Origin of the sequence: Burkholderia anthina (genome assembly GCF_902498995.1) — a bacterium.
In the GTDB taxonomy this organism is placed as follows: domain Bacteria; phylum Pseudomonadota; class Gammaproteobacteria; order Burkholderiales; family Burkholderiaceae; genus Burkholderia; species Burkholderia anthina.
Window position 1 is genome coordinate 16,829 of sequence record NZ_CABVLY010000030.1, and the last position, 21,267, is coordinate 38,095.

General features: G+C 66.2%; 21 protein-coding genes. 2 read left to right on the plus strand and 19 right to left on the minus strand.

The window, feature by feature from the left end:
- Positions 1-50: 50 nt before the first annotated feature.
- From BME24068_RS29440 to ndk, 13 genes are all read right to left on the minus strand, one after another.
- On the minus strand, positions 51-242 hold the full coding sequence (locus tag BME24068_RS29440) for a DUF2065 domain-containing protein (protein WP_009687995.1): 192 nt from the start codon (positions 240-242) through the stop codon (positions 51-53).
- 35 nt (positions 243-277) lie between these two features.
- Complete coding sequence (gene hflC, locus BME24068_RS29445) at positions 278-1,177, minus strand: protease modulator HflC (RefSeq protein WP_174928163.1); 900 nt, start codon at positions 1,175-1,177, stop codon at positions 278-280.
- A gap of 15 nt (positions 1,178-1,192) precedes the next feature.
- Positions 1,193-2,545, minus strand: coding sequence for an FtsH protease activity modulator HflK (gene hflK / locus BME24068_RS29450; protein WP_174928164.1), 1,353 nt, complete (start codon positions 2,543-2,545; stop codon positions 1,193-1,195).
- Between the two features lie 47 nt (positions 2,546-2,592).
- On the minus strand, positions 2,593-3,768 hold the full coding sequence (hflX, locus tag BME24068_RS29455) for a GTPase HflX (RefSeq protein WP_172441955.1): 1,176 nt from the start codon (positions 3,766-3,768) through the stop codon (positions 2,593-2,595).
- A gap of 72 nt (positions 3,769-3,840) precedes the next feature.
- Positions 3,841-4,080, minus strand: a complete 240-nt coding sequence (hfq, locus tag BME24068_RS29460; protein ID WP_006399927.1) for an RNA chaperone Hfq — start codon at positions 4,078-4,080, stop codon at positions 3,841-3,843.
- A 141-nt stretch (positions 4,081-4,221) separates the two neighbouring features.
- The gene (der, locus tag BME24068_RS29465) at positions 4,222-5,559 is read right to left on the minus strand and encodes a ribosome biogenesis GTPase Der (RefSeq protein WP_096508761.1); all 1,338 of its coding nucleotides are present in this window, start codon (positions 5,557-5,559) and stop codon (positions 4,222-4,224) included.
- 248 nt (positions 5,560-5,807) lie between these two features.
- Positions 5,808-6,953 (minus strand): outer membrane protein assembly factor BamB, encoded by a 1,146-nt coding sequence (gene bamB, locus BME24068_RS29470; protein ID WP_174928165.1) that lies wholly within the window; start codon positions 6,951-6,953, stop codon positions 5,808-5,810.
- Between the two features lie 40 nt (positions 6,954-6,993).
- The gene (locus BME24068_RS29475) at positions 6,994-7,623 is read right to left on the minus strand and encodes a tetratricopeptide repeat protein (RefSeq protein ID WP_174928166.1); all 630 of its coding nucleotides are present in this window, start codon (positions 7,621-7,623) and stop codon (positions 6,994-6,996) included.
- A 55-nt stretch (positions 7,624-7,678) separates the two neighbouring features.
- Positions 7,679-9,019, minus strand: a complete 1,341-nt coding sequence (gene hisS, locus BME24068_RS29480) for a histidine--tRNA ligase (RefSeq protein ID WP_096508758.1) — start codon at positions 9,017-9,019, stop codon at positions 7,679-7,681.
- 16 nt (positions 9,020-9,035) lie between these two features.
- Positions 9,036-10,340 carry a flavodoxin-dependent (E)-4-hydroxy-3-methylbut-2-enyl-diphosphate synthase gene (gene ispG, locus BME24068_RS29485; protein ID WP_096508757.1) on the minus strand — a complete coding sequence of 435 codons (1,305 nt, stop codon included), beginning with the start codon at positions 10,338-10,340 and terminating at the stop codon, positions 9,036-9,038.
- A 106-nt stretch (positions 10,341-10,446) separates the two neighbouring features.
- Positions 10,447-11,433, minus strand: coding sequence for a helix-turn-helix domain-containing protein (locus BME24068_RS29490; protein WP_174928167.1), 987 nt, complete (start codon positions 11,431-11,433; stop codon positions 10,447-10,449).
- 176 nt (positions 11,434-11,609) lie between these two features.
- Entirely contained in the window at positions 11,610-12,749 is a 1,140-nt protein-coding gene (gene rlmN, locus BME24068_RS29495; protein ID WP_124828558.1) for a dual-specificity RNA methyltransferase RlmN, read from the minus strand.
- A 55-nt stretch (positions 12,750-12,804) separates the two neighbouring features.
- Positions 12,805-13,230 (minus strand): nucleoside-diphosphate kinase, encoded by a 426-nt coding sequence (ndk, locus tag BME24068_RS29500; RefSeq protein ID WP_011352265.1) that lies wholly within the window; start codon positions 13,228-13,230, stop codon positions 12,805-12,807.
- 250 nt (positions 13,231-13,480) lie between these two features.
- Here ndk and BME24068_RS29505 point away from each other — a divergent pair, with 250 nt between their 5' ends.
- Positions 13,481-14,179 carry a Bax inhibitor-1/YccA family protein gene (locus BME24068_RS29505; protein ID WP_096508754.1) on the plus strand — a complete coding sequence of 233 codons (699 nt, stop codon included), beginning with the start codon at positions 13,481-13,483 and terminating at the stop codon, positions 14,177-14,179.
- A gap of 64 nt (positions 14,180-14,243) precedes the next feature.
- Here the strand turns inward: BME24068_RS29505 and rlmD are convergent, their stop codons facing one another.
- On the minus strand, positions 14,244-15,641 hold the full coding sequence (gene rlmD / locus BME24068_RS29510) for a 23S rRNA (uracil(1939)-C(5))-methyltransferase RlmD (protein WP_096508753.1): 1,398 nt from the start codon (positions 15,639-15,641) through the stop codon (positions 14,244-14,246).
- Positions 15,642-15,860: 219 nt separating this feature from the next.
- On the opposite strand from rlmD, the gene BME24068_RS29515 reads away from it, so the two are divergent.
- Positions 15,861-16,715, plus strand: a complete 855-nt coding sequence (locus BME24068_RS29515) for an endonuclease/exonuclease/phosphatase family protein (RefSeq protein WP_174928168.1) — start codon at positions 15,861-15,863, stop codon at positions 16,713-16,715.
- Between the two features lie 30 nt (positions 16,716-16,745).
- Here the strand turns inward: BME24068_RS29515 and BME24068_RS29520 are convergent, their stop codons facing one another.
- From BME24068_RS29520 to surE, 5 genes are read right to left on the minus strand one after another with little or no spacing between them, the layout of a single operon-like run.
- On the minus strand, positions 16,746-17,522 hold the full coding sequence (locus BME24068_RS29520; RefSeq protein ID WP_174928169.1) for a 3'-5' exonuclease: 777 nt from the start codon (positions 17,520-17,522) through the stop codon (positions 16,746-16,748).
- A gap of 3 nt (positions 17,523-17,525) precedes the next feature.
- The gene (rpoS, locus tag BME24068_RS29525) at positions 17,526-18,611 is read right to left on the minus strand and encodes an RNA polymerase sigma factor RpoS (protein WP_096508750.1); all 1,086 of its coding nucleotides are present in this window, start codon (positions 18,609-18,611) and stop codon (positions 17,526-17,528) included.
- Positions 18,612-18,622: 11 nt separating this feature from the next.
- Positions 18,623-19,504 carry a peptidoglycan DD-metalloendopeptidase family protein gene (locus tag BME24068_RS29530; RefSeq protein ID WP_174928170.1) on the minus strand — a complete coding sequence of 294 codons (882 nt, stop codon included), beginning with the start codon at positions 19,502-19,504 and terminating at the stop codon, positions 18,623-18,625.
- A 5-nt stretch (positions 19,505-19,509) separates the two neighbouring features.
- Positions 19,510-20,427, minus strand: coding sequence for a protein-L-isoaspartate(D-aspartate) O-methyltransferase (locus BME24068_RS29535; protein ID WP_096508775.1), 918 nt, complete (start codon positions 20,425-20,427; stop codon positions 19,510-19,512).
- The gene (surE, locus tag BME24068_RS29540; RefSeq protein ID WP_096508748.1) at positions 20,424-21,185 is read right to left on the minus strand and encodes a 5'/3'-nucleotidase SurE; all 762 of its coding nucleotides are present in this window, start codon (positions 21,183-21,185) and stop codon (positions 20,424-20,426) included. The genes BME24068_RS29535 and surE overlap by 4 nt, the downstream gene beginning before the upstream one ends.
- Between the last annotated feature and the right edge of the window lie 82 nt (positions 21,186-21,267).

Sequence of the window (21,267 nt, forward strand, 5' to 3'; positions counted from 1 at the left end):
GAATCGGAAATCGGAATCGGGCGGAACGAACGGCGGATGCGCCGTCCGGGTCAGGTGGCGAGCAGCAGCAGGACGAGCCCGAGCGCCATCACGATGAGCCCGCCGATCCGGATATGATGCGGCGGCCGCTCCGCTATTCTACGAAACGTGTCGCGCCAGGCGACGGGAAATACGAAGGGGAACGCCCCCTCGATGATCAGCATCAGTGCTACCGCGAGCAACAACGAGCCAGCCAGATCCATGCGAGCGACGGCGCCGCTCGTCGCGGCGCCCCAAGTCAGTGTTTGCGGGGAGCGGGTGCCGCCGGTGCGGCACCGCCCGTCGGGCTGCGCATGAAACGGAAGAACTCGCTGTCGGGATCGACGACGATGATGTCGTTGCGCTTGAAGGTATTCCGGTAAGCCTGCAGGCTCGCGTAGAACTGGTAGAACTGCGGGTCGCGGCCGAACGCATCGGCGGCGATCGTCGCGGCCTTCGCGTCGCCCTCGCCCTTGATCGTCTGCGCGGACTTGTACGCATTCGCGAGCACGGCCTGCTGTTCGCGTTCCGCATCGGCCTTGATCTGTTCGACGTCGGCAGCGCCCTCGGCACGCACCTGGGCGGCCTGGTCGCGCAGCGCGGCAATCATCCGCTGATAGACGGCGTCCGTTTGCGCGGCCGGCAGATCGACACGCGTGAGCTGGACGTCGACCACGTCGATGCCGAAGCCGGACGCCTTCTCCCGCACCGCATCGCGCGCCGCATCGGCGATCTCGCGCTGGCCGCCGAGCGCGTCGTCGAGCGCGCGCTTGCCGAATGCGTCGCCCAGCGCACTCTTCAGCGCACCGGCCAGACGTTCGTTGGCGGCCGCCGGATCGCCGCTCGTTGCCGTGAAATACTTCATCGGATCGCTGATCCGGTATTTGACCGCGTACGCGACGAGCAGGTCGTGCTTGTCCTGCGTCGCGAGCTGCAGCGGGTCCGACGACTCGAGCGACTGCAGGCGCGTATCGATCAGCGTCGCCGTCTGCAGCGGCGGCGGCAGCTTGAAGTGAATGCCGGGGCCCGCGAGTTCGGGCTGCGCGCCGTCACGGCCCGCCAGCACGGCCGTATGGCGCGGATCGACGGTCAGGACCGTCGACGATGCCGCGAAGGCAACGATCACGATTGCGACGACGAGCGCAATGATTCGGTTCATGTTCTGCGCTCTCCGTTACTTCAGATCGTCTTCGCGCGAGCGGCTGCGGAACGCTTCGCGCGACCGCAGCACGTCGCTGCCCGCTGCCGGCGCGGCGGCGGCCGAAGCCGCGCTGGCCGGCGCACTCGCCGTGCCGTCGGCCGGTGCCGACGCCGAGGCCGAGGCCGCGTCGGGCGCGGATGCGCCTGCGGACGCCGCGGCGTTTTGTCGCCCCTGCTCGACGATCTTGTCGAGCGGCAGATACACGACGCTGTTGCCGCCCTTGTTGCCGACGAACACCTTCGTCGTGTTCGAATAGATTTCCTGCATCGTCTCGAGGTACATCCGCTCGCGAATCACCGCGGGCGCCTTCGAATACTGCGCATAGACCTGCTTGAACCGGTCGGCGTCGCCTTCGGCCTCCGTCACCACGCGATCGGCATATGTCTTCGCTTCGTCGACGAGCTTCGCGGCATCGCCCTGCGCCTTCGGCAGCAGGTCGCTCGCGTAAGCCTGTGCGGCACGCTTCGCGGCTTCGCGCTCGTCGCGCGCCTTCGCCACTTCCGCATACGCGGCCTGCGTCTGCTCCGGCGCCGCGACGCTTTGCATCGTGACGGCCGTGACTTCAAGCCCGGTCTGGTAGCGGTCGAGATCGCGCTGGATCGCGGTCGAAAGCTGCTCGCGCAGCGCGTCGCGATCCTGGTTCAGCATGTCGGCGGCACTACGCGTGCCGACGATCGCGCGCACCGCGGCCTGCGCGGCCTGCGACACGCTGCGCTCGGGATCGACGCTGCGGAACAGGTAATCGGTTGCGGAACGAATCCGGTACTGGACGACGAAGCGCACGTCGACGATGTCGGCATCGCGCGTGAGCACTGCCGCTTCCTTGACGTTCGCGAGGCGCACGACGTTGTTGCGGCCGATCTCGATCGAACGGACCTGCGACGTATCGACGATCTCGTGCGACGCGAACGGATACGGCGCGCGCCAGTGCACGCCCTGGCCGACGGTGCCCGACAGCTTGCCGAGTTGCAGCACCACACCCGTCTGGCCGTCCTGCACGACGAACAGCCCGCTGCCCGCATAGACCGCGACCAGCACGCCGATCACGATGCCGACGCCGACACGCGCGGCCCGGCCGTTGTCGGGCCGGAAGCCGTTGCCGCCCTTGCCGCCGAACAGGCCGCTCAGACGCCGGTTGAAGTTGCGCCACATCTCGTCGAGATCGGGCGGGCCGTCACCGTCGCCGCCGGGCGGACGCTTCGATTCGTTCGTACGCGGACGGGATCCGTCGTTGCCCTTGCCTTCGCTACGTCCCCAGCGGGGATCGTTGATCGACAGCAAGGCGCACATCCGCCGCAAGGTACTCCGCTCGTTGTATTCGTTCACCAGAGTTTGTTCACCAGATTGGACGCCGGCGAACCGGCCGGGACCGGTTAGCGCCCGTGTTCGGAAATCGTGCGGTCTTCGTGTGGTTCAGCGGGTACGCCGTCGAGCGCGTCGTCGGATAACGTCGCGCCGGAAAGGTGTTCCGCGGAGGCGATCTCGGCGATGGCGGCACGCAACGCATCAAGACCCTGACCGGTGCGCGCGCTCAAAAAGACGCGCGAAATATTACCATATTCGTCCCGCTCGACCGCGTCGCCGCGGGCCGCCAGCTCGGGCACGGCGTCGATCTTGTTGAACACCAGCACCTGTCGGATCGTGTCCGCGCCGATCTCGTGCAGCACGCCGTTGACCTGCTCGATCTGTTCGAGCCGCACCGCGCTCGATGCATCGACCACGTGCAGCAGCAGATCCGCATGGATCGTTTCCTCGAGGGTCGCGCGAAACGCGGCAACCAGCTGGTGAGGCAACTCGCGGATGAATCCGACCGTATCGGACACGACGATCTGGCCGACTTCGTCGCCCAGGTACACGCGCCGCGACGTCGTATCGAGCGTCGCGAACAGCTGGTCGGCCGCATAGGCCTGCGCTTTCGTCAGCGTATTGAACAGCGTCGACTTGCCCGCGTTGGTATAGCCGACGAGCGACACCGACATCGTGCCACTGCGTGCGCGCTGGCGCCGCTGCGTGCTGTGCTGCCGGCGCAGCCGGTCGAGTCGCGATTTCAGCATCTTGATGCGCTCGCCGATCAGCCGGCGGTCGGTTTCGAGCTGCGTTTCACCCGGGCCGCGCAAGCCGATACCACCCTTTTGCCGTTCCAGGTGGGTCCACGCGCGAATCAGGCGCGTCGACAGGTATTGCAACTGCGCGAGCTCGACCTGCAGCTTGCCTTCGTGGCTGCGGGCGCGCTGGGCAAAGATATCGAGGATGAGGCTCGTGCGATCGACCACGCGCCTGTTAAGCGCCTGCTCCAGATTACGCTGCTGGGCCGGTGCAAGTGCGTGGTTGAAGATGACGATTTCGACGTTGTGCGCGTCGCAGGCAAGCCGCAGTTCTTCGGCTTTGCCGCTGCCGATGAACATCTTGGCATCGGGACTGGAGCGACGACCCGTGAGGGTGACGGCGGGACGGGCCCCTGCACTGGAGGCGAGAAGACTGAGTTCTTCGAGACTGGCTTCGAAATCGGTCTTGCCGAAATCGATGCCGACGAGCGCTGCGTTGATCAAATTATCGGGTGTCAAGATAAGGCGGCTGGCATCGGTCGCTCGCGGCGACCGGGTGCCGGCCGCTGCGATAGGTTAGGACGAGGCTTCCGCGTCCGGGTGGAAATTCACCGGGCGCGCCGGCACGACCGTCGAGATGGCGTGCTTGTAGACCATCTGGGTCACCGTATTACGGAGCAACACGACGTACTGGTCGAACGATTCGATGTTCCCTTGGAGCTTGATGCCGTTGACGAGATAGATCGAAACGGGAACGTGCTCTTTGCGCAGTGCGTTCAAAAACGGGTCTTGTAACAATTGCCCTTTGTTGCTCATGGCGTACTCCATCTTTTTTTGCAGGTTGATCTGGATTGGCGACGAAGAAAAAGAGATCCGGCGCCAATCGCTACACTATAGCCGATTTTGCCTGCCCCGCCCGGGGCCGGGCCATCCGGCCCAGGCCTTGCGGGGCGTGCTTCAGCCCTTGTCCGCGTACGGGTTGTTCGACGAACGGAACTCTATGCGCAATGGAGTCCCGGTCAGTGAGAAAGTTTCGCGGAATCGGTTTTCCAGGTAACGCTTGTACGTTTCCGTCACGGCATCGAGTGCGTTACCGTGGATGACGATCAGCGGCGGATTCTGGCCGCCCTGGTGCGCGTAGCGCAGCTTCGGACGCACCGGGCCGCGACGGCGCGGCTGCTGGAATTCGACGGCCTCGATCAGCGCGCGCGTGAGCTTCGGCGTCGGCAGCTTCGCCATGGCCGCCGCGTATGCGTCGTCGACCGAGCGCATCAGCGCGCCGATGCCCGTCTTCTTCGCGGCCGAAATATAGTGCGACTTCGCGAAGTCGAGGAATTTCAGCTTGCGGGTCAAATCCGCTTTCGCGCGATCGCGTGCGTGATCGTCGAGACCGTCCCACTTGTTGACGCCGATCACGAGCGCACGACCCTGCTCGACGACGAAGCCGGCAATGTGCGCGTCCTGGTCGGAAATGTCCTGCTGCGCATCCAGCAGAAGAATGACGACGTTCGCATCCGAGATGGACTGCAGCGTCTTCACGACCGAGAACTTCTCGATCGCCTCGAACACCTTGCCGCGACGCCGCAGGCCCGCGGTGTCGATCAGCGTATATTTCTTGCCGTTACGTTCGAAGTCGACGTAGATCGAGTCGCGCGTCGTGCCCGGCATGTCGAACGCGATCACGCGGTCCTCGCCGATCAGCGCGTTCACGAGCGTCGACTTGCCGACGTTCGGGCGGCCGACGATCGCGATCTTGATCCCGCGCGACGGATCGTCCTCGTCCGTTTCCTCCGGCTGGCCCGCGTACGCGACTTCCAGCGCCTCGTTGATCATGTCGGTCACGCCGTCGCCATGCGCAGCCGAAATCGCGCGCGGATCGCCGAGCCCGAGCTCGTAGAAGTCCGTCGCGACCGCCGTGTACTTCATCCCCTCGGCCTTGTTGACGACCAGGAAGATCGGCCGGCCGGTCTTGCGCAGGTAATCGGCGATCGACTTGTCCTGCGGCGCGAGGCCGTTGCGGCCGTCGACGATGAACACGACGACGTCGGCTTCCTCGACGGCCTGGCGCGTCTGGCGCGCCATCTCGTGCAGGATGCCGTCCTTCGCGACGGGCTCGAAGCCGCCTGTGTCGACGACCAGGTACGGCCGTGCGCCGACCCGCCCTTCGCCGTAATGGCGATCGCGCGTCAGGCCCGGCAAGTCGGCGACCAGCGCATCGCGCGAGCGCGTGAGCCGGTTGAACAGCGTGGATTTCCCCACATTGGGGCGCCCAACGAGGGCAATGACCGGTTTCATCTGTGTTTTCTACGGTGATGCGCAGCAGCGGGAGGCCCGCTGCTGCGGGCGGCTGCGCTGAATGAAAATATCACGAATTCGCGCCGCGCCGGATGCGCGCGCCGGGCGCGCGTTGCACGCCGTCGTCTTTCGTTTCGAACTACCCTTCAAATACCGAGCGGCCGGGGACACCGGCCGCCTTCATGTCGCACGACCCGCGGCGCGCGGGACAAGCCCGCCGCGCCGCGGCCGCGCATGTTTCGCGCGCGTCAGCGCGGACGGAACCCGTACAGGCCGCCGTCCTTCGTCTGCACGACGAGCGTGCTGCCCGCAAGGACCGGCGCCGCCGTAATCGCGCTGCCGTCGGTCTTCATCCGTGCGATGAAGCTGCCGTCCTCGCGCGACAGGAAGTGCACGAAGCCCTTGTAGTCGCCCATCACGACGGCATGACCGAGCAGATACGGCACGCCGACGTCGCGGCTCTTCAGCTGGTCGTTGCGCCAGAGCTGATTACCGGTCGTTGCATCGTACGCCGTCACGACCGACCAGTCGTCGCCGCCGGCGACCACCGAATCGTCCTGCGCCAGGCCGCTGCGGCTCGAGAACGCCTTTTCCCACAGCGGGCGGCCCGAGTTCGCATCGAAGCAGCCGAGTTGCCCCTGGAACGTGACCGCGCAGGCTTCGGCGCCCACGAGCGTCGGCGGACCGCTGACGTCGTTGATGCGCTCGACTTCGGTCACGCCCTTCGGGAACGACACCGGCGTCTGCCAGAACGGCTCGCCCGTCTGCAGGTTGATCGCGACGAGACCGCCGCCGGGGAAGCCCGCCAGCACGGCCGCGTCGCCCGCGAACGTCATGCCGGCCGATACGCGCAGGTTCAGCGGCACCGCGCGGTTGCGGTAGTTCCACTTCTGCTCGCCCGTCTGCGCATCGAACGCGATCACCTGGCCGTCGATCGTGCGAACGATCACAAGGCCGTTGCCCACGAGCGGCGGCGAGAAGATCTCGCCCTGCACGGAGGTCTTCCACAGCTGTTTGCCGTCGGGGCCGAGCACGAACACGCCGCCCTTCAGCGCGCCGACCGCAGTCAGGTTGCCGTCGCTGCCGACGCCGGCGGACAGGTCGGAACCGACCTTCGTGCGCCACAGCGTCTGGCCCGTCTTCGCGTCGATCTTCTCGACCGAACCGTTTTCGCCGGCCGCGTAGACGGCGTCGCCCACGGCTACCGGCGAGAACAGGTAGCGGCCGCCCTTGCCGACGCTTGCCTTCCAGACCTGTTGCACGTCCATGACGGACTTGAACTCGGTGAGCGGCGTCGGCACGCGGCGCGCGTCCTTCGACGACGAGCAGGCCGCCAATGCCAGGACAGCCGCCGCGCAGGCGACGGGCACAGCGTAACGTTTCAGCAAATTCATCGGTTAGCGAAGCAGAGTTAAGAGGTTGAGGGGACCGTGATCAGCCGCCGAGCGCGTCGAGCTTGAACTGCACGAGCTGGCGCGCGGACTGGTCGTCCTTCGACAGGCCGTCGAGCGCGAGCTTGTAAGCGGCGCGCGCATCGTCGGTCTTGCCTTGCGCGGCAAGCAGGTCGCCGCGGCGATCCGCCACGAGGCCCTTGAATGCATCGACCGGCGTGCCGGACAGCAGCGCGAGGCCTGCGTCGTACGCCTTCTCGTCGAGCAGCAGCGACGCAAGACGCAGCTTCGCGATCTGCTTGTACTCGTCGTCCTTGGCGTGATCGGCGGCCCATTGCAGCTGCGCCTTCGCACCTGCCGCGTCGCCGGCCGCATACAGCGTCTTCGCGGCAGCGAGCGCCGCCATCTGCGCATACGGCGTGCTGCCGTACTTGTCTTCCATGTCGGCAGCCGCGCGGGCCATCGTCGCCTTGTCGTTCGCGGCGGCGGCCTTCTGGACCTGCTCGTACAACCCGGAAGCCTCGGCGGCCTGACGGCGCTGCCAGTAGTTCCAGCCGTTGAAACCGGCCGCGACGACCAGCGCCGCGAGCACGATCCACGTGGTGAGGTTGCCCCAGCGGGCCCACCACGCTTTCAGACTTTCAATCGATTCTTGTTCGTCGTGATAACTCATCGGCGAGCGATTCCTTCCTGTTCAAGCCTTTCTTGTCGAGCGAATGCCGGCGCGATCAGTCGTCGCCGTCTTCGGCGGATGCAACCATCGCATTGATTAGGAATTCGGTCAAGCTTTCGACCGGTACGGTCTGCTGAGCGTTCTTTTCCCCTTCCTGGCCCGCACCGCGCAGCGCTTTCACGCCCACCGTGCCGTTCGCCACCTCTTCTTCGCCGAAGATCACCGCGAATGCGGCGCCGCTCGCGTCGGCCCGCTTCATCTGCGACTTGAAGCTTGCCGGCGCGCCGTCGGCGCTGCAGTGGAAAATCACGTCGAGGCCCGTGTCGCGCAGACGCTCGGCCGCAATGAACGCCTGTTCGCGCGCAGTCTCGCCCTGGTGCACGACGTATACGTCGACGCCTTCCTGCTCGGGCGCGAGATCCTCCTCCTTCAGCAGCTCGAGAATGCGCTCGATGCCCATCGCCCAGCCGCATGCGGCGGTCGGCTTGCCGCCGAGCTGCTCGATCAGCGGATCGTAGCGGCCGCCGGCCGCGACCGTACCCTGCGCGCCGAGCTTGTCGGTCACCCACTCGAACACGGTCAGATTGTAGTAATCGAGACCGCGCACGAGACGCGGGTTGATCTTGAACGGGATGTTGTTCGCGAGCAGCAGGCGCTGCAGCCCTTCGAAGTGCGCGCGCGACTCGTCGCCGAGGAAGTCGATCAGCTTCGGTGCGTTCTGCGCGATCTCCTGCAGCGCGGGGTTCTTCGTGTCGAGCACGCGCAGCGGGTTCGTATACAGACGGCGCTTCGCGTCCTCGTCGAGCACGTCCGCGAACTGCTCGAGGTACTTGATCAGCTCGACGCGGTGCGCGGCGCGCTCTTCGGCGAGGCCGAGCGAGTTGATCTCGAGCTTGATGCCGGTCAGCCCGAGGTCGTCCCACAGGCGCTGACACATCATGATGATTTCCGCATCCGCATCCGGGCCCGCGAAGCCGAGCGCCTCGACGCCGACCTGATGGAACTGACGGTAGCGGCCGCGCTGCGGACGCTCGTGGCGGAACATCGGGCCGATGTACCACAGGCGCTTCGGGCCGTCGTACAGCATGTTGTGCTCGATCGACGCACGCACGACCGCCGCGGTGTTCTCCGGACGCATCGTCAGGTTCTCGCCGTTCAGCGCGTCGGTGAAGCTGTACATCTCCTTCTCGACGATGTCCGTGACTTCGCCGATGCCGCGCGTGAAGAGCTGCGTATGCTCGACGATCGGCGTGCGGATGTTCTGGTAGCCGTATGCGCGCAGCAGCGATTTCACCGTAGCTTCGAAGAACTCCCACAGGCCGGCATCCTGCGGGAGGATGTCGTTCATGCCTTTGACGCCGGTGAGCTTCTCGATCTTGCGTTTCTGTTCAGTCATCGTGTGTGTGGACGAATTAGTTCAGGGCCGCGGCGCGGCCGTAATTGCGTGCGACGTAGTCGCTGACGATCTGCTGGAATTCCTCGGCGATCCGCTCGCCGCGCAGCGTCTTGACCTTCTCGCCGTCGATGAAGACGGGCGCGGCCGGATTCTCGCCCGAACCCGGCAGGCTGATGCCGATGTTCGCGTGCTTCGACTCGCCCGGGCCGTTGACGATACAGCCCATCACGGCGACGTTCATCTTCTCGACGCCCGGATATTCCTTGCGCCAGGCCGGCATCTGCTCGCGCAGGTAGGTCTGGATCTGCATCGCGAGTTCCTGGAACAGCGTGCTCGTCGTGCGGCCGCAGCCCGGGCATGCGATCACCATCGGCGCGAACGAGCGCAGGCCCATCGTCTGCAGGATTTCCTGGCCGACGATCACCTCACCGGTGCGCGACGCACCCGGTTCCGGCGTCAGCGAGATGCGGATCGTGTCGCCGATCCCTTCCTGCAGCAGCACGCCGAGCGCGGCCGTCGAGGCGACGATACCCTTCGAGCCCATGCCGGCTTCGGTCAGGCCGAGGTGCAGCGCGAAGCCGCAGCGGCGGCCGAGTTCGCGGTACACGGCGATCAGATCCTGCACGCCGCTGACCTTGCACGACAGCACGATGCGATCGCGGCCCAGGCCGAGTTCGACCGCGCGCTCGGCCGAGCCGATCGCCGACTGGATCAGCGCCTCGTACATCACGCTCTGCGCATCCCACGGCTGCGAACGCGCGCCGTTCTCGTCCATCATGCGCGCGAGCAGGTCCTGGTCGAGACTGCCCCAGTTCACGCCGATCCGCACCGGCTTGTCATACTTGGCCGCCGCTTCGATCATCTGCGCGAACTGCGTGTCACGCTTCGCGCCCTGGCCGACGTTACCCGGGTTGATCCGGTACTTCGACAGCGACTCCGCGCAGCCCGGATAGTCGCGCAGCAGCAGGTGGCCGTTGTAGTGGAAATCGCCGACGAGCGGGACGGTCACGCCCATCCGGTCGAGCTGCTCACGGATCGCCGGCACGGCGGCCGCGGCCTCGGGCGTGTTGACGGTGATACGCACCAGTTCGGAGCCTGCGTTCGCGAGATCCTTGATCTGGATCGCCGTGCCGATCGCATCGGCCGTGTCGGTGTTCGTCATCGACTGCACGCGCACCGGCGCATCGCCGCCGATCGTCACGAGCTGCCCGCCCCAACGGACATCCACCGCATGCGACACGCGACGCGGCTGATGCCCGCCGAACACCGGCTCGGTTGAACAAATCTGACTGCTGCGTGGGGATTGAGCTTCGGATTGCATCGATAGATCCATTTACGCGGAATGCGCCGCGATGCGGCGCATGAATTGAAAAAGCGCCGTGCCCTCGCGGCCTGTCGGCGACAGGCCTTCGTCACGGCGCTTGACGTCAGGGCAACGTGAACCGCGCCACGTTACCCCGCGCTGCCGAATATTTTGCCGGATCGACGGGCTTTCCGTCGAACGCGACCGAGTCGAGGCCGGCCTTGTTGCCGATCGTGACCTTGAACGGCCCGTCGCCTGCGACCTGCTTCGCTTCGCCGGCCCGCACCAGCCCCGAGAACAGCTCCTTGCCGCTCTTGTCGCGCACGCTGAACCAGCTATCCTGCTTCACCTTCAGTTCGATCATCGACTGACCTGCCGCCACCACGACGCTCGCGGGCTGAGCCGGTGCGGCGGCACTTGCCGCGACGACAGGTTGCGACGCAACTGCAGCCGCCGGCGCAGCCGACGCCACCGCTTGCGGCACTACACCGGACGCGACAGCCGCGGCCGGAGCCTCATTGGCGGCCGCCGCCGACGCACCGCTCGCGGCCGCCTCGTCGGCAGACGAGCCCGCAGCGACGCTGGCAGCCGACGCATGCTCGGTATCGCCGCCCTTGAAGCGCGCGAGCCAGCTCGACGAGTCGCCGCCAGTGTGCCACATCAGTACCGCGACCACCGCGACGACGACGATCGCCGTGCCCCACAACCACGGGTGGTGGCGCGACGAGCCGCCAAGCGGAATCGACACGCGGCCGCGCGGCAGATCCGTCCCCGACGACGCGGGCATCGACAGATCGACTTCCGGCGCGCCGCGCTCGCGACGCAGTGCCTGCGCGAACGGCTCCGGATCGACGCCGAGCATCTTCGCGTAGCTGCGCACGACGCCGATCGCGAACGTCACGCCGGGCAAATGACTGATGTCACCGGCCTCGAGCGCACGCAGCTTCTGCGGGGCGACCTTGAGCCGCGCCGACACGTCGTCGACCGTCCAGCCCTTCGCTTCCCGGAGCTGCGCCAGCCGGCCGCCGACTGCCGCCAGCGTTTCCAGTCCCGCCGGCGCCGGCTGCGCGGTATTCGTCTCTGCGCCGTTTGACGGCTGCGGCTCACTCATCCTTGTCCTCGCGTCGATTCTTCTTCACTGGCGGACGCCGCCGGCTCTTGCCGGCCGGCACCCGCAACCTGTCACACCATGCGCGGCGCCGAGGCGCCGCGACCGATCGCTATTCGCGTGTTGTACCGCCAAAAGATTCGGGCATCCCCGGTCAGGCGCGCCAGCGAGGCGCTCCGTCAAACCGCCCGAACTTCGATGATTTTTGCTGCCGCGCCCGTTCGCTCCGCCAGGCGCGTGCGGTCCTTCACGGCGCCGGCCAGCTGGCCGCACGCGGCGTCGATGTCGTCGCCGCGCGTCTTGCGCACGGTCGTGACGACACCCGCGTCGATGAGGACCTGTGCAAAGCGCTTGATCTGCTCCGGCTTCGAGCGGATGAGGCCCGATTCCGGAAACGGGTTGAACGGGATCAGATTGAACTTGCAGGGCACGTCGCGCGTGACGGCCAGCAGTTCGCGCGCATGCGCTTCGGTGTCGTTGACGCCGTCGAGCATGCAGTATTCGAAAGTAATGAAGTCGCGCGGCGCGACTTTCAGATAGCGCTGGCACGCGGCCATCAGCTCGCGCAGCGGATGCTTCTTGTTGAGCGGCACCAGCTCGTCGCGCAGCGCGTCGTTCGGCGCGTGCAGCGATACGGCGAGCGCGACCGGCAATTCGGCGCCGAGGCGGTCCATCATCGGCACCACGCCGGACGTCGACAGCGTGACGCGACGGCGCGACAGGCCGTATGCGTTGTCGTCGAGCATCAGCCGCATCGCGGGCACGACCGCGTTGTAATTCAGCAGCGGCTCGCCCATGCCCATCATCACCACGTTGGTGACGACCCGTTCGGCCTTGCCGTTCGGACCGGGCGCGCGACCGAGCGATGCGCGCAGCGCAAATTCGGCCATGCGGAGCTGGCCGATGATTTCAGCTGTCGACAGGTTGCGGGAGAAGCCCTGCTTGCCCGTCGAGCAGAAGCGGCAGTTGACCGCACACCCGGCCTGCGACGACACGCACAGCGTGCCGCGCGTCTCTTCCGGGATGAACACGGTTTCGACCGCATTGCCGTTTCCGACGTCGATCAGCCACTTGCGCGTGCCGTCGGTGGAAACGTGATCGCTGACGATATCCGGCATCACGATCGACGCGCGGCCCTTGAGCTTTTCTCTCAGGGACTTCGCGAGATCGGTCATGCCGTCGAAATCGCCGGCGTTGTACTGGTGGATCCAGCGCTGCAACTGCTTGGCGCGGAACGGCTTCTCGCCGAGACTGCCGCAGTACGCGACAAGACCCTCGGCATCGAAGTCGAGAAGATTGACGGAAGTTTCGCTCGTCATGATGTGCTGCCTTGCCGCGTGCGCTGAATCCAGCCTACTTGTTGCCAGCCGGAGCTTAGCGCGAGTAGACGTTCATTTCCGGGAAGAAGAACGCAACTTCGACCGCTGCCGTTTCCGCAGCGTCCGAGCCGTGCACGGCGTTCGCGTCGATGCTGTCGGCGAAGTCGGCGCGGATCGTGCCCTTTTCCGCCTTCTTCGGATCCGTCGCGCCCATCAGGTCGCGGTTCTTCAGGATCGCGCCTTCGCCTTCCAGAACCTGGATCATCACCGGGCCCGAGATCATGAAATCGACGAGGTCCTTGAAGAACGGACGTGCTGCGTGCACTGCGTAGAACTTCTCGGCGTCTGCACGCGACAGGTGCGCCATGCGCGATGCGACGATCTTCAGGCCGGCGCCTTCGAAACGACTGTAGATCTGGCCGATCACGTTCTTTGCCACCGCATCCGGCTTGATGATCGACAGGGTGCGCTCGATTGCCATAAAAACTCCAAGAAATTAAGAAGTTACAGGTTCAAATGAATCCGCTATTGTAGCACGATCCCGTGTATCATTGCGATTGAACCCTTACACGAGTGAAAGGTTCCGAATCCATATGTTTTTGCGCTGCCCGGCCATTGAAACCAAGCGGCGCGGAACGTATCTTAGCCATAGCTGCTCCGGTTTGCTGCGCCGCACACCGCGTGCGCCGAACCGGCCCCGGACGCCCATGCGTTCAATGTTAGGAGAAACCATGAACGACTATCCGTACAATTTCGGCCGCGGCGGCTCCGTCAGCACCGCGGAGGTTCGCAACCGCGTGCTGCGGAACACGTACTGGCTGCTCGCGCTGTCGATGATTCCGACGGTGCTGGGGGCATGGGTGGGCGTCGCGACGGGCTTCTCGCTGTTCGCGGCCACGAGCCCGATGATGAGCCTGCTCGCGTTCTTCGCGATCGCGTTCGGCTTCATGTTCGCGATCGAGCGGACGAAAAACAGCGCGGCCGGCGTGTTCGTGCTGCTCGGCTTCACGTTCTTCATGGGCCTGATGCTGTCGCGCCTGCTGAGCTTCATCCTCGGCTTCTCGAACGGCCCGTCGCTGATCATGCTCGCGTTCGGCGGCACCGGCATCATCTTCGCCGCGATGGCCACGATCGCCACGGTCAGCAAGCGCGATTTCTCGGGCCTCGGCAAGTGGCTGTTCATGGGCGTGATCGTGATCCTGCTCGCGTCGGTCGCGAACATGTTCCTGCACCTGCCGGCACTGATGCTCACCGTGTCGGTGCTCGCGATCGCGATCTTCTCGGCCTACATGCTGTTCGACGTCCAGCGCGTCGTGAACGGCGGCGAGACGAACTACATCTCGGCCACGCTCGCGATCTACCTCGACCTGTACAACGTGTTCACGAACCTGCTCGCGCTGCTCGGCATCTTCGGCGGCAACCGCAACTGACGCTCGCTGCGCACCAAGAAAAAACCGGCCCGAGGGCCGGTTTTTTTACGTCCACCGCCGGGCTTCAGTCGCGCTCGAACAGCGCGATCGATTCGACGTGCGACGTATTCGGGAACATGTTCACGACCCCCGCGCCCTTCAGCCGGTAGCCCGCCTCGTGCACGAGCAAACCGGCGTCGCGCGCCAGCGTCGACGGATTGCACGATACGTAGACGATGCGCTTCGGCAGCGGGCCTTCGCCGCTCTGTGCGATTTCGGCCAGCGCCTTCGACACCGCCAGCGCACCTTCGCGCGGCGGATCGATCAGGAACTTGTCGAATGCGCCGAGCGCGCGGATGTCGTCGCCCGTCACTTCGAACAGGTTCCGGCATGCGAACGTCGTATGCCCGTCCACGCCGTTCTCGCGCGCATTCGCGAGCGCGCGCGTCGTCAGCGTTTCGCTGCCTTCGATGCCCATCACCTCGCGCGACAGGCGCGCGAGCGGCAGCGTGAAGTTGCCGATCCCGCAGAACAGGTCGAGCACGCGATCGTCCCGCGACGGCGCGAGCAGGCGCAGCGCGCGGCCCACCAGCACGCGGTTGATCTGATGATTGACCTGCGTGAAGTCGGTCGGCTTGAACGGCATGCGGATGCCGAACTCCGGCAGCGTGTAGTCGAGCGGCACGTCGAGCGGATAGAACGGCGTCACCGTGTCCGGGCCCTTCGGCTGCAGCCAGAACTGCACCTTGTGCTCGTCCGCGAACGCACGCAGCAGCGCTTCGTCGTCCGCATTGATCGGCTCCAGCACGCGCAGCACGAGCGCCGTGACCTCCGAACCCACCGCGAGCTCGATCTGCGGCATCCGGTCGCGGATCGACAGCCCCTCGACGAGCCGGCGCAGCGGCACGAGCATCGCCGACACATGCGGCGGCAGCACCTCGCAGCTCGTCATGTCGGCGACGTAGCTGCTCTTCTTCTCATGGAAGCCGACCAGCACGCCGCCCTTCTTCGCGACGTTGCGCACGGTCAGGCGCGCACGGTAGCGGTAGCCCCACGACGGGCCGTGGATCGGCGCGAACATCGTCTCGGCGCGCAGCTTCGACAGGTGCCACAGGTTGTCCTCGAGCACACGCTGCTTGATCGCGACCTGCGCGCGCATGTCGAGATGCTGCATCGAGCAGCCGCCGCAGGTGCCGAAGAACGTGCATTTCGGCTGCGTACGCATCACGCTCGGGCGCAGAATGTCGACAACGGTCGCCTGCTCGTAGCTCGGCTTGCGGCGATAGCTCGAATAGGTCACGCGCTCGCCGGGCAGCGCGCCTTCGACGAAGATGACCTTGCCCGGCGTGCCGTCCTCGGTCGCCGTGCGGCCGACACCGCGCGCGTCCATGTCGAGCGATTCGATCTCGAGAACCGGGGCGGGCCCGGGCGCGACGGGCGCATTTTTCGATTTGCGCGCAGAAGTGGGGACGGCTTCGGACACCAGCTTTTCCTGACAAAACGTTGAAGAAGGCGAGATTGTAGACGACGCAGGCCCGCATCGCCTGCTTTCGTGGCGCAAGCGTCGATACTGACGCGCCTACCGGCCGGCCGGTGCTCGGCCGGGCATGCCGGCAGCACCCGTACCCCGCACGCGGGCGCGCCGTCCAACGCCCTATCTTGCAAACCGAAGGTACGCATTCTGCCCGCAGGAGGCTCGACCATGCGACTGATCGACTGGAACATTCAATGGGGTCGGGACGCGGACGGCGTCGTCGACCTCCCGCGCACCATCGCCGCCGCCCGCCGGCTCGGCGATTTCGACGTGCTGTGTCTGCAGGAGGTCACGCGCGGTTTCGGCACCCTGCCCGGCCAGCCCGGCCCCGACCAGTTCGCTGAGCTGGCGGCGTTGCTGCCCGGCCATACGATCGTCGAGGCGATCGGTGCCGACCTGCCGGCGCTCGAACCCGGCGCACCGCGCCGTCAGTTCGGCAATGCAATCGCGACCCGTCTGCCGGTCGGGCGCGTGCTGCGTCAATGGCTGCCGTGGCCGGCCGACGCCGGCGCACCGTCGATGCCGCGCGTCGCGCTCGACGTCGAAATCGAAACGCGGTCGGGGCCGCTGCGGGTCGTCACGACACACCTGGAATACTATTCGGCGCGGCAGCGGCTTGCGCAGGTCGACGCATTGCGCGCGCGGCACCGCGAAGCATGCGCCCACGCCGATCGGCCCGCGCCGGCGGAAAACGCGGCGGGACCGTTCACGTCGACACGCCAGCCGCGCGATGCGATCGTCTGCGGCGATTTCAACAGTGCATTCGACAGCGACGCATACAGGCGCTTTCTCGAGCCGATCACCGACGCGCCGGCGTTCGTCGACGCATGGGTTGCACGCCATCCCGACTGCACGCCGCCGCCGACGGCCGGCGTCTACGACACGGTGCAATGGTCGGACGGCCCGCTCGCGTGCGACTTCGTGTTCGTCACCGAGACACTGCTGCCGCGCGTCACGCGCTGCGAGATCGACGGCGACACGCGCGCGTCGGATCACCAGCCGGTCGTGCTCGAACTCGATTGATCGCGGGGGCGATGGCGCGGCCCGCTCGCGTCATGCGTCGAACGCGCTCAGGTATTCGGCCCAGTGTGCCGCCGGCTCCTGCGCGAGCGAATTCTTCACGAGCAGGATTTCGTCCGCGTACTCGCTCGGGGTCAGGCCGCCGCGCATCAGCTGGAAGCGGCAATACAGCAGATACGTATTGACGACGTCGGTTTCGCAGTAGTTGCGGATCTCCTCGATCCGTCCTTCCTGGAACGCCGTCCACACCTGGCTGCCGTCCATTCCGAGCTTGCCCGGGAAGCCGCACAGTTTCGCGAGCGCGTCGAGCGGCGCATTGGCGCGCGCCTGATACATCGCGAGCACGTCCATCAGATCGGTATGACGCGAGTGATAGCGCGAGATGTAGTTGTTCCACTTGAATTCGCGGTCGTCCTCGCCGAGATCCCAGTAGCGGGTCGCGGGGATCCCGTGCACGAGCGCACGGTAATGGAGCACCGGCAGATCGAAGCCACCGCCGTTCCACGACACGAGTTGCGGCGTGTATTTCTCGATCACGCGGTAGAACGACTGGACCAGCGCCGCCTCGTTGTCCTGAGGCGTACCGAGCGAGCGCACGCGAAAGCCGTTGTTGTCGCGGAACACGCAGGAGATCGCCGCGATGCGCTGCAGGTAGTGCGGCAGGAAATCGCCGCCGGTCTTCTCGCGGCGCGCGGCGAATGCATGTTCGGCCACCGCGGCATCGTCGAGCGTCGCGGGCAGGTTTTCAAGACGGCGAATGCCGTCGACATCGGGAATGGTCTCGATGTCAAAAACGAGAATCGGAGTCATCAGTTACAGAACGGCATCCTTGCGCACGCCATTGGAGGCAAAGAACCGCTTGAGGCGCACCAGCGCTTCCTGCTGGATCTGCCGCACGCGCTCGCGCGTGAGCCCCATCTCGTCGGCCAGCTCCTCGAGCGTGGCCGGCTCGATGTGATTCAGGCCGAAGCGGCGCTCGATCACGTGCCGGTGCTTGTCGGACAGCCGCGACAGCCACGCGCGCGTGAGCGTCTCGAGCTCGCGGTGCTGCACTTCGGCGTCGGGCGACTGGCTCTGGTCGTCGGGCAGCAGGTCGAGCAGGCTGCTCGCGGGATCGAGATCGAGCGGCGCGTCGAGCGATGCGGTGTGCTCGTTGAGCGCGAGGATGTCGGTGACTTCCTCGGCGGTCTTGCCGGTGAGGTAGGCGATGTCGTCGATGCTGGCTTCGCGGCGCTCGGCCGCCTCGCCCGTCGACATCGAATTCTTTTCGAGGTGGCGCTTCGCGCGCAGCACCTGGTTCAGTTCGCGGATCACGTGCACGGGCAGCCGCACGGTCCGGGCCTGGTTCATGATCGCCCGTTCGATGCTCTGCCGGATCCACCACGTCGCATAGGTGGAGAAGCGAAAGCCGCGTGTCGGGTCGAATTTCTCGATCGCATGCATCAGGCCGAGGTTGCCTTCCTCGATCAGGTCGAGCAGCGGCACGCCACGGTTCAGGTAGCCCTTCGCGATGCTGACGACCAGCCGCAGGTTGCGCTCGATCATCACCTGCCGTGCCTCGAATTCGCCGGCCTTCGCGAGACGGGAATAGCGCTGCTCCTCCTCGACGGTCAGGAGCGGCTTCACGCTGATGCGGTTCAGGTAATGCTGGATCGTATCGGCCGTGAGCTCGGCCTGCAGCAATGCGCGGAAATCGTCGACGTCGGGTGCCGGCTCCGCGCGCTCCTCGCGATCGTCGCCACCGTCCGCATCGGCGTCGCGTGCCTCGACATCACGTTCGTTTTCCGCGACGTCGTCTTCGTCGTCCGTCGAAGCGCCACTTCGCTCCACCGATGCTTGCGTGGCACGACTGATCTTCTCAGACTCGGCTTGCGGCTCGTGGCGCTTCGATTTCGGCATGGTCGTCTCGGTTATTGAGGCGGCAAATACTTCAGCGGATCGACAGGCTTACCCTGCCGGCGAACCTCGAAATGCAGCATCACGCGGTCGGAATCGCTGTTACCCATCTCGGCGATCTTCTGCCCCTTCGTTACCGCGTCCCCCTCTTTTACCATCAAAGCGCGATTGTGTGCATACGCCGTGAGGTAAGTTGCATCGTGTTTGATGATAATGAGGTTGCCGTAGCCACGCAGGCCGTTGCCCGAGTAGACAACGCGGCCGTCGGCCGCCGCCTTCACGGCCTCGCCGGCCGTGCCGCCGATATTGATGCCCTTGTTCTTCGCGTCGTCGAAACTGTTCAGCACCGGGCCGCGCGCCGGCCACGAGAACGTGACGGGGCCGCTCGGCGCGGCTGCCGTATCGCTCGATGCGGCGGCAGGCGGCGGCGTGATCGCGGACGACGTGCCGGCAGCCGGCGTCGCAGGGCCGCTGCTCAGCGGCGCGGTTGCCACGGCTGCGCCGCCGATCGGCGCGGCAACCGGCGCACCGGCGGTCGCGGTGCCGCCCGGCGGCGCGACGCGCAGCAGCTGGTCGACTTCGATCTGGTTCGGGTTCGCCAGGTTGTTCCACGTGGCGATGTCGCGATAGTTCTGCCCGTTCTCGAGCGCGATCCGGTACAGCGTGTCGCCCGGCTTCACACGGTAGAAGCCAGGCGGCGGCGGGCCGAGCGGCACCGCCGGCTGCGCGGCAGCGGTCGTGCCGAGCGTACCGGAGCGGTCGACGACAGGCGCGTTGTCGAGCCGCGTCGCACAGGCGGCCAGAAGCGTGGAGAACGCAGCAACACAGATCGCGCGCTGCGCGAACGTGAGCGGTTCCCTGGATCGGTTGTTTTGCATCGCGCGCAACATACTCATCGGTTTCAAATCACTCCGGATTTTAAAGGGACAAAGAAAACGCGATCAAGCCGTGACTCCCGCCATTGCGCGTGCGCGACGCGCTCGACGAGCGTGAGCACCTGGGACTGCCCGCTTTGCGCGCCCACCGGCGCGACGAGCCGCCCGCCGATCGCGAGCTGCTCGAGCAGCGCCTGCGGCACGTCGAGCCCCGCCGCCGCGATCACGATCGCGTCGAACGGGGCCGCGGACGGCAGGCCGACACGCCCGTCGCCGTAATGCAGACGGATGTTCGGCACGCGCAGCGGCCGCAGGTTCAGCTTCGCGCGCTCATAGAGCGGCTTGATGCGTTCAATCGAATACACGTCGCGTGCCACATGGCTCAGCACGGCGGCCTGGTAGCCGCAACCCGTGCCGATCTCGAGGACGCGCTCGAGCGTGCGGCCGGCCATTGCGAGCTCGATCATGCGTGCAACGACCGACGGCTTTGAAATCGTCTGCTGGTGGCCGATCGGCAACGCGGAATCCTCGTAGGCCTGCGTCGCGAGCCCCGGATCCACGAACATGTGACGCGGCACCGCGGCCATCGCATCCAGCACGCGCGCGTCGGTCACGCCGTTCGCGCGCAGGCGTTCGACCATGCGCTCGCGAACACGTTCCGACGTCAATGCAAACGCACCGGCCGGCGCGACGCTCGGCGCGGCCGGCTTCGGCATCGCGGGCTTCAGCACGGTCGGTTTCGGTGCGCTCGCCGGCTTCGCCGACGTCGCGCGGGCCACGCTCGTATTCACCACAACCGGCTTCGGCACGGCCGCGGGCTTGTCGGCGGCCTTCGGCATCGCGATCGCGGCATGGCGTTCGCCGGCCCGGCCGTCCGATTTGCGTGGCGCTCGCTTGAGATCTTCGAGCGCGAGCGGGAACCGCTTCGCGCGCTCGCCGCTCATGAAGCCCGCCCGCCTGCGCGCGCCCATTCGCGCGTTGCAGGCAGCATTTGCGTATGCGTGAGATCGAGCTGCAGTGGCGTGATCGACACGAAACCGTTGGCTACGGCGTGAAAATCGGTGCCCTCGCTCGCGTCCAGCGCCGCGCCCGCGGCACCGATCCAGTAGATCGGCTCGCCACGCGGGTCGGTCTGGCGAATCACCGGCTGCGACGGATGACGCTTGCCGAGGCGCGTGACCTTCCAGCCTTTCAGTGCGTCGTACGGCAGATTCGGGATGTTGACGTTCAGCAGCGGCTGGCCCGGCAGCGGATGCGCGAGATAGTGCCCGGCGATTTCCGCGGCGACGCGCGCGGCGTCCGCCAGATGGGCCCAGCCCTTGTCGACCAGCGAGAACGCGATGGCCGGCACGCCGAACATGATGCCTTCGGTGGCGGCTGCAACTGTCCCTGAATAGAGCGTGTCTTCGCCCATGTTCTGGCCGTTGTTGATGCCCGAAACGACGAGGTCCGGCCTCGCGTCGGCCATGCCCGTCAACGCGACGTGCACCGAATCGGTCGGCGTGCCGTTCACGTAGAAGAAACCCGTATTGGCCGCGCGCTGCACCGACAGCGGGCGCGACAGCGTGAGGGAATTCGATGCGCCGCTGCAGTTCTGCTCGGGCGCGATCACCGTGAGGTCGGCCAGCGGCTGCAGCGCTTCGCTGAGCGCGGCGAGACCGGGGGCGAGATAGCCGTCGTCGTTGCTGAGTAGGATTCGCATCCGGCGATTGTAACCGAGGAAAGATGGCGCGAGAGCGACAGTCCGACGGCTGCGGACGAGCCGGCATGCACGGTCGGGCACG